The organism is Tistrella sp. (assembly GCF_002684955.1).
Taxonomy (GTDB): Bacteria; Pseudomonadota; Alphaproteobacteria; order Tistrellales; family Tistrellaceae; genus Tistrella; species Tistrella mobilis.
Genome location: NZ_NYWI01000004.1, coordinates 26,665 through 37,636 on the forward strand (window position 1 = coordinate 26,665; position 10,972 = coordinate 37,636).

7 protein-coding genes and 1 pseudogene are annotated in these 10,972 nt (G+C 59.8%); all 8 read right to left on the reverse strand.

Annotated features, from left to right (window positions below; translation table 11 throughout):
• Window positions 1-104: 104 nt before the first annotated feature.
• Window positions 105-3,479 carry a UvrD-helicase domain-containing protein gene (locus CMO28_RS01005; protein ID WP_322111279.1) on the reverse strand — a complete coding sequence of 1,125 codons (3,375 nt, stop codon included), beginning with the start codon at window positions 3,477-3,479 and terminating at the stop codon, window positions 105-107.
• The gene (locus CMO28_RS01010; protein WP_296708301.1) at window positions 3,479-6,121 is read right to left on the reverse strand and encodes a PD-(D/E)XK nuclease family protein; all 2,643 of its coding nucleotides are present in this window, start codon (window positions 6,119-6,121) and stop codon (window positions 3,479-3,481) included. The genes CMO28_RS01005 and CMO28_RS01010 overlap by 1 nt, the downstream gene beginning before the upstream one ends.
• Window positions 6,122-6,422: 301 nt before the next feature.
• Window positions 6,423-7,460 (reverse strand): hypothetical protein, encoded by a 1,038-nt coding sequence (locus tag CMO28_RS01015; protein ID WP_296708285.1) that lies wholly within the window; start codon window positions 7,458-7,460, stop codon window positions 6,423-6,425.
• 73 nt (window positions 7,461-7,533) lie between these two features.
• Window positions 7,534-8,088 carry a 3'-5' exonuclease gene (locus CMO28_RS01020; RefSeq protein WP_296708289.1) on the reverse strand — a complete coding sequence of 185 codons (555 nt, stop codon included), beginning with the start codon at window positions 8,086-8,088 and terminating at the stop codon, window positions 7,534-7,536.
• Entirely contained in the window at window positions 8,085-9,251 is a 1,167-nt protein-coding gene (locus tag CMO28_RS01025; RefSeq protein WP_296708292.1) for a hypothetical protein, read from the reverse strand. The genes CMO28_RS01020 and CMO28_RS01025 overlap by 4 nt, the downstream gene beginning before the upstream one ends.
• Window positions 9,251-10,147: an AAA family ATPase gene (locus CMO28_RS01030; protein ID WP_296708294.1), complete on the reverse strand. Its 897-nt coding sequence runs from the start codon at window positions 10,145-10,147 to the stop codon at window positions 9,251-9,253. The genes CMO28_RS01025 and CMO28_RS01030 overlap by 1 nt, the downstream gene beginning before the upstream one ends.
• The gene (locus CMO28_RS01035) at window positions 10,144-10,638 is read right to left on the reverse strand and encodes a hypothetical protein (RefSeq protein ID WP_296708297.1); all 495 of its coding nucleotides are present in this window, start codon (window positions 10,636-10,638) and stop codon (window positions 10,144-10,146) included. Before CMO28_RS01035 ends, CMO28_RS01030 begins: the two co-directional genes overlap by 4 nt.
• Before the next feature lies 1 nt (window position 10,639).
• Window positions 10,640-10,879 (reverse strand): annotated as a pseudogene (locus CMO28_RS01040) (nucleotidyltransferase); the annotation flags it as partial.
• Window positions 10,880-10,972 lie beyond the last annotated feature (93 nt).

Consider the following 10,972-nt stretch of genomic DNA (forward strand, 5'->3'; position numbering starts at 1 on the left):
CTGCTAGCGCGCAGCAAGAGCAGAACGGCCCCACCGCTTCGTAACCAAGACACTGCCAACAGGCTCCACTCCCCCTCCCCTGGTCATGGACCTCCGTATGTCCGTTACGCACGCTCAACTGAAACAACGCGTCCGGTGGTCATGAACACGATCAGGCCACGTGTTGCACCGGTGAGATCCAGATAGGCCCGGACCTGCGCCCGGTAGTGCTCAAGCGCCTCTACGCTCGGCGAAACATCACTCTTCCAATCCACGACCACAGCCGCGGAGCGGTCGGGCGCCAGACAGACGGCATCAACAACACCGGTCGTTATCTCATCCACCTGACCGTCCTCCACCGCACCATACACCGGAAACTCCGCCTCCAGAGCCGGCACAAGCGCCGCTACCTCTGGCAACGCCAGCGTCCGAACAACACAGGCCGCCAATTCCGCCGACGACAGGCCCTCGACAGCGTCAGCGACAGGCTCACGGCCCAAGGCCCTGATCAGCTCGACCGCGCGGGTGGCCAGCTCGCCTTCATGCGCGCCGACCTCACCGGTCAACACCTCCTCCATCAGCTTGTGCAATACCAGACCACGATCGCGCCCTCCCTGAACCAGGGGACCGGCCACGTCGTCAGGCATCAAGCTGTCGACGCCCCCGACCCAGATGGTTGCCTCAGCCTGCGGCACCGAACCAGCTGTCGCCCCCTCATCTCGACTTGGTGCACGCCAGACGATCCGTTTCTGCGACGCCACAATGGCGGCGGCTTCAGCGGCGAAGACCGTGCGCGTTTGCGCGTTCGGCGCGGCGGCGCCGACCGGCGCGACATCGGCCGGAAGGTGCGACAGATCAATGCCCGGGAGATCCGCGATGGACAGATCCACCAGCCTGATCCAGCTCGCCGTGGAGGGCGCCAGGTCGAGACGGGGGAGAATCAACAGCTCACGCGCCCGCGTCGTCGCTACGTACCAAAGCCGCACCCTCTCGCGCTCAAGCTCAGCCTTCTCCGACTCCCAGGCATCCTGGTAGCCTTCCGGCACGCAGCCGAAAATCGAGCAATAGAAGAGGTCGGCTCCACGGTCTATGACCGCATCGTCCACCTGTGTGACGCTCGTCATCGTGTTCACGGGAATGACAATCGGCCATTCAAGCCCTTTCGCCGCATGCATCGTGACAAGCGACACAGCCTCTTCCTGAGCATCCGGCCGACCTTCAACGGCGCGCGTCTCGTCATTCCACGCAGCCGTCATCGCATCCGCGAATGCACCGAGCCCGCGGACAGCATAGGTCGTCGCCAAACTTAGGTAGAGATCCACATTCGCCAGCGCGCGCTCTGCCTGCCCTTGGTGGCGAGCCATGAGGATCGGGCGGACCCGCATCACATCCACCGCCTGCGAAAGAAGCTCGTGAGGGGTGGTGCTGTTTCTGCGTCGTGCGAGCGTCTGCAACCGCTCTAGGACGTCACGTGCGAGCGGATGCTGAATAAGCTTGGCATCGATACCGAGGTCCAGGCGTATATTCCGCTCCGGATCATCGCTTTGCTGCGACAAGGACCAGACAATGTCCAGCAGTTCTTCCTCACTCAGACCGACGATCGGCCCTCGAAGCAACGCGCCGAGTGCCAGCCTGTCTCGACGATCAGCGAGAACCCTGGTCAAAGCGATCAGATCCTGAACCTCCTGCCGCCGAAAGAAGCCCTTCCCCGCCTGGGTCGCAACAGGAATACCGCGCCGCTCAAGGGCCTCCTCATAGCGCCACAAATCGGTGCCGGTGGGTGCGAGCAAGGCGATGTCGCCTGGCTGGCAAAGCCGTTCACCCCCCCGGCGCCGGTCGAAAATCGGATGGCGGTGGATCATGCGCGCACAGAGGTCTGCGACGGCTTCCGCCTCTGCATCCCTCTGGCGGTCGGCCGTGGCCTTGCCGTTTTCGTCGGCCGCGGCAACATCGAGCGCTGCAACAGCGACGGCATCACGATCCTCATGAAAGGGATCCAGGGCAATAAATCCTGGCTGACCATCTGCCGAGAGCACTGACGCAAAACAGTCGTTCACGAAGTTCAAAATGGATGCGCTCGATCTGAAATTGGTGGAAATAGACTGAACGCTTTCCTCCTCCTGGGTCCGAAACGCATCTCGGGCCTGAACATAGGCGCCAACATCAGCGCCGCGGAACCGGTAGATCGCTTGCTTGGGATCACCCACAAGGAACAGAGCGCCAGGCCTGATCCTGAAACTCGTCCAATCCGCCCCCTCTTCCACCGGCTCGCCACACAGACGCCAGAATATTTCCGCCTGTAGCGGATCTGTGTCCTGGAATTCGTCAACGAGCACATGACTGAAGCGCTGAGCAAGTGCTCTTCGAATGTCTTCGTGGTCACGAAGCAGATCCCGAGCTGCGTAAAGCAAATCGTCGAAATCCAGCTGCGCGCTCGCGCGTTTGTATTCACGGTACCTACGAAGAACCGGCCGGACTTCGTCGATCAAAGCGGATAAGGCATGGCCAGCGGCAGCTTCCAGCAGGGCGGACCAGGCGTCACAGCATGCTGTGTAATGCCCTGTCGCAACAGCGTTCATCCGGTCGCCATCAGCTGCCGAAAGGCCCGCCTTCTTCGCCGCCTCCCGCCACCTGGTGGCCTTACGGTAGGCCTTCCACTTACCGGCCTGGGTACACAAGGCCTCATGGGGTCGACTGACCAGAAGGCACACCAAGCCCTTGGGGCTCGAATGATCGTCAGCTGGAACGAGCCCGGTAGCCATGGCGACGAAATTCTGGACCATGGCCACCGTTTCCGGCTCGAAGACAGCAGCACCATTTACGAACGATTCGAAATCGGCCACAGCATTGTCAAAAACCACACGCCGGCCATCCAGAGAAGAAGCAGGGGGCGCACCGAGGGTACGCCGCTGCCGGAGATTTTCTGCAATCGTATGGACCAGCTTGACCGCCGCTTCCGGGCTGTACAGGACCATTTCGGCCAGGAAGCCATCCTGCTGGTCCGACAGCCGCTCACGGAGCCAGGTATCGACGATCTCACCGAACACCAAGTCGCCCTGGTTTCGATCCATGATCGACGCACCAGGATCAATGTCGGCTTCGGCCGGATACGGTTTGATCAGACGCTGGCAGAGGCCATGGATGGTGGAACAGGTGATTTCATCGATCGCAGCACTGGCCACTGCCAGGTTCGCTCGATGAACGTCAGTGAGCCTTCCATCGAGGGCGATACGCAATTCCGCAGGCATTTCTCCGGCGGCCAGAACCGCCACGACCTCACGAACACGTGACAACAACTCCGCCGCGGCCAGTTCGGTGAAGGTGACCGCTGCAATCGCTCGCGGCGCTACACCGTCGGCCAGCATCCACGCGATTCGCCCCGCCATCACCGCGGTTTTGCCGGACCCTGCACCGGCTTCTATCAGCAACGACCGGCCGTATTCCCGGATAGCTTTGATGCGGGCATCGTCGTCCCTGAGTGCCTGCGATGCTCCGCTCATCATTTTGCCTCCCAGACCTTCGTGAACGAGCCCAGCCGCTCAGTTGCCGCTGACATCTTGCGCTTGCCATACGTCGCCCGCGCATTCGCAGGAAGGGCGAACGCCAGGTCATCATGGTCGCTACCGGTATCGGGACCAGGCAACCCTGCGCCGCCGGCAACGCTCGCACGCGCATCACGGAGATAGCCTGCGACCTCTGTGAGAGCGCCCTCCGGATCGTCGAGCCGGAGATTAACCATGTCGCGCAGATAGAGGAGTGAGGGCTTGATGGCTACGTCATCACCCAGAAGGGCCTTAACGGCGAAGCCGTAGAGACACCTTTGCAACTCCCGTCCACCATTCAGCCGGATGTCCGCTGAGGGTGTTCGGCCGGTCTTGTAATCGCAGACCGTTGCGCACTTGCCATCAGACGAGAGATCGAGCCGATCGATGAAGCCGGCGATGTTGAACTCAGTGCCCGGGATCGTCACAAGGCTATCCGTGTCCCAGGGCACATCAGCATCCGACTTTGGTCGAACGCCCCCGAACGGCACCTCGCTATACGACCGCATCGCAACAGCGCCGCCCTCATGGCCATAGAGCAAACCCCGCACCGCCATAACGTGAACGTCATCGAGCGTGCGGCGCCAAATAACAGCGGGTGGTACCGGCCGTTCGCCTTCCCAGCTTGCAGCAACGACCTCGAGGGCCTCCGATACTGCCGCGTCGATCCGCGTCTGATCAGCAGACACCGCGCCGCCGCCCAGGCCCCGCAATGCCTGATCGAGCACCATATGCACGAGATCGCCTAACTCAAGCGCATCCAGAACCAGCGGGTCATCCCCTGGTTTCGGTTCTCGCCATCCGAAGGCATAGGCCCATACGAAACCGAGAGGGTTCCGCAGCAATCGTCGCAGCGAGCTGGCCGATTGCGTTCGGTCCAGAATGGCGAGAATCGCGGGATGATCTGGGCGCACAAGGCCGTCGTGCGCCGTGATGTCTGATCGCCGCCAATCTATCCAACAGCCGCTGGCACTGATCGCTTGCGGAGCCGCTGCGAATTCCTGTGGTCGCGCCAAGAGCCGGTCAGTCTCGCTGAACGCATGTGCCGGCACCGCATTGCGACGAACATATGCTTCGTCTCCTCGGCCGGCGAGCAACGGGCTACGCCCGAGCAGTCGACCATCACTGTCCCGCCGTGCCCGCGACAGCGTCACCTCGCCGCAGGTGGTAGCGAGGATCGTGTCGAAGTCGCGGCGATCGGCGAGATTCACCGGAAGGGGATCCAGTTCATCCGTCGGGATGATGTGATCCGGTATCAGCCGGTCCTCGGTAATCCCGCGTGGCCAGCGGGAAGAGTTCAATCCCAGCAACCGCACGAAGCGGCGGGGAGCAGCAGCCAGAGCACTGGCCGGCATCCAGGCGGCTGCAACGCAGGCGTCCAAGCCATCATCCTGGCGCAACACTGCCAATGTGGCATCAATCGACGCAGCAGGGCCGGCCCGAAGCGCCTTGCGCCATATGGTGAGGGCACGGCCCTGCAGAAAGCTCTCCCCTATCTCACCGGCCGCTTCAGCTCCTTTCGACAGCAACTCGACCACGGCCTGCAGCTCAGACGCGTGATCGACGCCATCAGGCCAGGCTTGCGGTGTGAGGCGCGACAACAATCGCTGCCATGCCCCCGGCGTCGAGAGAGGTGCATCAGCGGGCAGGATCCCCACCCAGCCGTCTGGCAACGGTTCGAAGAGCCCTTGATCACGACACAGCGCCGCGAGGCGCCGCAAGCGGGATTGCGACAAGCCGCGACTCACGATGTCTGCGAGAGCCGACGCCGCCTGCCCGTCGCGCGTCGCAACGATCGGTACCCCATGAGCAAAGTGCAGCGCGACGTTGGCATCACCTCGCGCCGCAAGAAAGTGGGGGTCGTACTCGGCTGGTGACGCCGCAGCTATGGCTATGTCTGAGGGCGATACACCCGAGGCAAGGAGGCTCCGCAACCAGCGCATGGCCTCGACAGTCTCATGATAGGCTGTCGCAGCACTCACGACACTGATCCCCGGTGTCAACGCTGGCGACCGGATAATCGAGGCACCGGTTTCCGCCAGCCATTCCGGCACTACCCTGGGCCCGGCATGCCATTCAACCGGGACTCTAGCCGCGAGTGCCTTTAGAAGCGGCCGCCAGCAGGGCGACAGCTCGGTGACGCCGGCGATCTTGATCGGCCCGAGCACTTTCGGTGCATGCACGATCCGCTCAAGAGCGGCTGCCACGATATCTGCCGGCCGCAGCATACCCACCGGCAGGAGATCGAGCACGGCCGTCTCCAGTCGCGCTATTGCACCGAGCCGTGGGTGATCTTCAGACCGGTCACCGATATGGATGCCGGCACGCCAGACCTTGTGCAGCGTGTCGGCCGCCGCATCGACCATCCCTGGCAGTGATCTGATGCTATCCAATGCGCCCATGGGGGTCACAAGCAGGGCCGCCTGAATCGCTATTCGCAGGCGTTCGTTATCGATCGGGCGAATGAAGCCGCCAGCCAGGCGGACCGCCGCCTGTTCGAACGACATCACCTGAAGGCCGTGTTGACCGTCGCGCGCTGCCTGCCGCCGGCTCTGTTGCACCGCCACTCGACCATGAACGACGAGCGTCGACCGATCCATCTTCCCCACGGGCCATCTCCCTTCGCGCTCCTTGGCCGATCCTGCGACGGCCTCCGCAAGGGACTGCCCGCCCCTCATGCGTGCCGGTAGCATGACCTTTCTCGCGCAAAACGAAAAGACAGGCATTGCCGCCATCCAACATCGAGCATGCGACGTTCTGATGCGGCTTCGATGTGCTGGCTCTCCGTGTGCCAGCATAAATCCTAGGACTATGGCATTTTGGAATGTCTTTTTAAGAAAAATGGGGGCTGCGCAGACGCTGTTACATGCCTGTCTGACGACTTCAAGATGCCACGGACCACTATAGTCTGTACGCTCGCACAGTGTCCGCTATCCTAATATAAGAAGATTCACCATCTTCTCTAATTACTAAACTGACGGCGCCAGCGATTTCGTTACGAGTTATATTAATTGCGACCACATTTTTCGGATGATCCCCCCATTTATTTATACGACCAATGTTATCTTGCGAAAAGAATTCACAAAATCCCCCCATATCACGCTCAAATTTCTGCAGTTTATCATCCGCCTCCTTGAGCACTTCCACCGTCTTACTACGAACCGCATCAGTCATATCGCATATTTTATCAAGTGCCTCTTCTTCCGAATTTAAACCGGCATAAGTGGACAATACACTTCTGATATCATCAATTCTCGCGAGCGGCTTGAACGCATCACTGACCGCAACGGCCCCAGACAGCACCCCAAAATCAATGTTGCGCGTCTGCTGTCCCCCACTCCCTTTAAAACCCGCCGGCCCCAGTTCAGCCATCTCGCGGGATATGGTTTCGGTGACAATCAATTTTCCACCGTTTCGTCTAGCCTCCCGCAGAAGCCGCACCATCTTCGGCGCCTTCTGTCGGAGCAACCTCAGAACACGGTCTGCTTCAAGCGCAGCCGGCCGGACCCGCTCCACTGCCGCCAGCTTCCGACCGACCAATGGGAGATGCTCCAACAAATAATCCTCTTCGTCCCTGCGCGTCTGCCTCCTCCTATATTCAGCATCTGCCGCGTTGCGGGTCTCTTGGGCAGCACACTCATGCCCGATCGCCGCAACCGCTTGCAGATCAATAAGGTAGATAAACACACCCCTGAGGTATTTATTTGCTTGCGGACACATGGGACAATAGGCCATGTCACCATCGACACGCTTCTTTCTATCAATATCGAATTCAGCCAGCTTTTCGAAGCGCTCCGATTTATTGATCGGACCAGGATGAATACCATGAAACGTCTCAGGCGCCCCCGTCTTTTTTACATGTTCGCGAAATTCACGCACTAGATGGTCTGGTCGTTCCTTGAAGGAACGAAAATGCGGGGTCTGGCTGCGATCTTTCACTTGCCCCTCTTCAGAATGTCGTAGCGTGATCTTGAACGGCTAAGCCGCCCCGTATTTTTAATACAAGGGCGGCTCAAATAACTCCGTGACTGATTGACGATACAAGCCGGAATATTTCCGCCTGGTACCGCGCGTCTTCTAGGGCGTCGTGCGTGCCCGACAGGGTTGGTTTCAGGTGCGCCGCAATTTTGCTGGATCGTGTATCGCGCCAGGAACAGCCCGTGGCGCCCATGTAGAGCGCCTTAATGTCCAAGGCGGTGAAGCCGAATGGATTCTTTCCGAGAAAGCGATGAAAATAGTAATTAATGAATGACCAGTCGAAAGGCGCATTGAATCCAACGAACACAATTATATCATTAGGCTTCGCTAATCTCGACAGCCATTCCGCGAATGCTTTCATCGCTGTTTCTGGGTCCAAGCCTCGATTCTTAAGGTCTTTCACGGAAATCCCAGTGACCTCCAACGCCTTCGGAGCGAACTTGTCCGTAATCGGCTTTATCTCACAGGTGAAGCCGTTGTCAGGGTCAAAGACTGAACAGGCTCCAATCGACAGGAGACTGTATTCCCCGGGTATCGGCCCTGACGTCTCGACATCGACCGAAACAAAGATTTCACGGCAGTCGGTCATGAGATCAGGGGCTCCACAGGTACGAGTGTCGGACGATTGCGGATAGCGTTCCAGTGCTCCCGAAACGCCCGCCTCCGGTCGTCTGCGCTGCCATTCGTTTTCCAGTGATGGCCGGCGAACGTGGTGATGTCAAACGGCAGGGTGGCCCCCTCCCGCGCTGTAATCATTGTGGGCAGGCCACGCCCGAGCGCATACCCGAGTTCGAGGAAACAATTTGGCCGTGCGCCGGTAATGTCGGCGATGACAAGGCTGCTACGATGGAGTCTGGCGAATATTTCCTGATCGATCCGCGCATGTTCATAGGTTTGCCGTCCGTCGATAACGAGCAGACGGTATCCCAGTTCATCCTCAAGCACCGGCTTTGCCACCACATCGAAGAAATCCTGCACGTCCGCATAGTCTTCATGCTCAGGATTAAGCAGGCGCACGGCGAATACCTTCGGTCGATCGAGAGATTCGAGGAGGTCGATGACAGCGGACACACGATCCGGAATGCTCTGGCGTCTCGGGAAGCAGATGCGATTGATCCAGTGATGGGCATCACCGTCGTCAGCGATCTGGAACAAGCGACGAGTTTGAGCACTTGCAAGGCAAGAGGCATAGAGCTGACGCGCACCCCTGGTTTCGGCGCAAATAGGAAGGTTCAGGGGTACGATCGGCTTGCCTGCATCGTGGTAGAGGTTTGCGAGATACAGAACGCCTTCGTCGCCACCCACCGCAATCAGGACGTCACCAAAACGGGCCTGCGCTTCCATCCGCTTGCTGTTCATATTCCAATGCGCCGCGCTCTCGATCTTTATTAACTGCGACGTTCGCAGTTCGTCCCACAGATCGAGGTATTCATCGGGTACCTGATCCTCGGTCTTGTGGTGCTGCACAGCGACAATGAACGGCCCTGGAGCGGTTGACGGCCGATGAGCAAGGTTGTCTTTCACCGCTTTCCAGATCAGCCAGTCGAAGCAGACTGGCAGCCCATCGACGCTCCGCTTGGGCTCGGCATCAACGGGAATGACGAAGTTGGCGCCACGTTTCACGAGTTCCTTGATCAGTTGGGTGATCAGTACGCGCGCTGCCTCCACTTCAGACGTTGGCGCGATCTTCAGATCGTTCGCGACGCTACCGGAGATATGGATCCGGCGGCCGTGCAGAGGAGACCGAGCCATTATCTGTCCTCCATGACAGGCGATGCATGAAGGGTGGACGCCACGGCCCTAAGGTCTGCGATGTCCAGGGCCCGGTCGGGATAGGCTCTGGCGAGTGCCGCAGGGTAGAGCCGCGTCCGAATGTCCGAATATGTCCATGATGGATGGCCGTCACGCGCGCCGGTCAGCCGGGTCAATTCGGCGAGCTGCGATTGCGTGAGTCCAAGAGCGGCCAGGTCCATCTGGAAAAGCTGCTGGCGTTCGGCTTCGCTGGGGCGGCTGAAGCTTTCAACGATCGCCGCCCGCCGGCGCAAGGCAGGGTCGAGAACCGACAGACGGTTGGTGCAGAGGATCACGACGATCCGGCCGCCATACTGCCGGAGATCGTCCACACCCTGGATCAGCGTGTTCACCGCCACCTTGTCCTCATGATGGCTGTGATCCTGCGCGCGGGAGGCCGCCAGGCTGTCGCCTTCATCGATAATCAGGATCGCCCGTCGCGTTTTGCCGGCGGACTGAACAACTTTGCGGAATGCCTCGGCGATAAGGGTGCCCATTTCGCCGACCATGCCGTTACCGCGCACCCGGTTCGACAGCTTGAAGAGCATCGAATCCGAACTGCGCGCCTCAGCCACCAGTCGATTGGCAATACATTCCGCCATGGCCGTCTTACCGGTTCCAACATCCCCGTGGAAAATCACCAGAGGATATTGCTCAGTGACCAGATCGCACAGCGCGAGCTTGCCGCCATGATGTTTTCTGTTCCAGTCGCCGAGTGCACCGACATTCAGCAAAAGACGAAGCTGGTGGTGAACCCGGTCGTAGCGCTGATCGAAGCCGAGCAACCTCCTTTCGCGCGTGGCCAGGGTATCGCTGGGAAGCGCAATTTCACTGTCAAAAATGCTCGCCTGACTCATCCTACCCAATCCTTCCTCTGCATCCCGTAGGTGCTGCTGACATAGTTGCGCCCACCTGACGAACTGAGGCTGGCGTGCCTGGTGTCGGCATCAGTCGGGCCCCATCCGACCTTTAGCTTGCCCCGCATTGCCTCCTCGGCTGCCTTCGTGTAGGCGTCAGTATGTCTGATCACGATCCGCAGTTCGGCGCCGGCGACACGCGGCCACAGCACACCACCAGGTCGGCTGGTGCTCAAGGTTCCCGCATCGGTATTGACCTCGAAACGAACAGCCTTCAGCTCGCAGCCGTTTTGTAGCAGGGTCACATCCACCCATGCCAGATAGCCCGCCTTGGCGAGCACTTCGATGTCGTCGGCATAATCAGCAGCTTTTTGAGGCGTCCACCCCCCGGTACTGTCAGCGATCATCGCAAGATCGGCCCGCACGCGCCTCACGACGTTTTCGATATCCGTTGTCGTATATGTGGCCGAAGCGGTTCTGGTCTGGCTCATGTCAGTCCCTCACCTTGAAGCCCGGCCCGAAGACCTCTTTCCAGATGGAATCGTCATCCTCGACCGCTGCGTAATTCACCGTCTCCCATGCCGCCTGTGCCGCGGTGACGATCTCCTGCCGTTCAGCTTCGGAAATCCGGCTGGCGACGTTGTTGAAGCTGTTCACCGGATCGAGGATCACGACTGGCTCAGAGAACGAGCCGCGCGGAAGCGTATTTTCAGGGAAGCTGATGTGTTCCTTAGAGTCCGTCCGAGAAGTTATCTATGATTTCCGGCTCCTTGCGATTCTCCGCATCATGATCCGGATCATGGCGAGGCGGAGGAATGCCAAAGC

Excerpts from the sequence above, each read along its gene's own strand:
- CMO28_RS01005 (WP_322111279.1), bottom strand. The coding sequence starts at position 3,479 with ATGAGCGGAGCATCGCAGGCACTCAGGGACGACGATGCCCGCATCAAA.
- CMO28_RS01010 (WP_296708301.1), bottom strand. The coding sequence starts at position 6,121 with ATGGATCGGTCGACGCTCGTCGTTCATGGTCGAGTGGCGGTGCAACAG.
- CMO28_RS01020 (WP_296708289.1), bottom strand. The coding sequence starts at position 8,088 with ATGACCGACTGCCGTGAAATCTTTGTTTCGGTCGATGTCGAGACGTCA.
- CMO28_RS01025 (WP_296708292.1), bottom strand. The coding sequence starts at position 9,251 with ATGGCTCGGTCTCCTCTGCACGGCCGCCGGATCCATATCTCCGGTAGC.
- CMO28_RS01030 (WP_296708294.1), bottom strand. The coding sequence starts at position 10,147 with ATGAGTCAGGCGAGCATTTTTGACAGTGAAATTGCGCTTCCCAGCGAT.
- CMO28_RS01035 (WP_296708297.1), bottom strand. The coding sequence starts at position 10,638 with ATGAGCCAGACCAGAACCGCTTCGGCCACATATACGACAACGGATATC.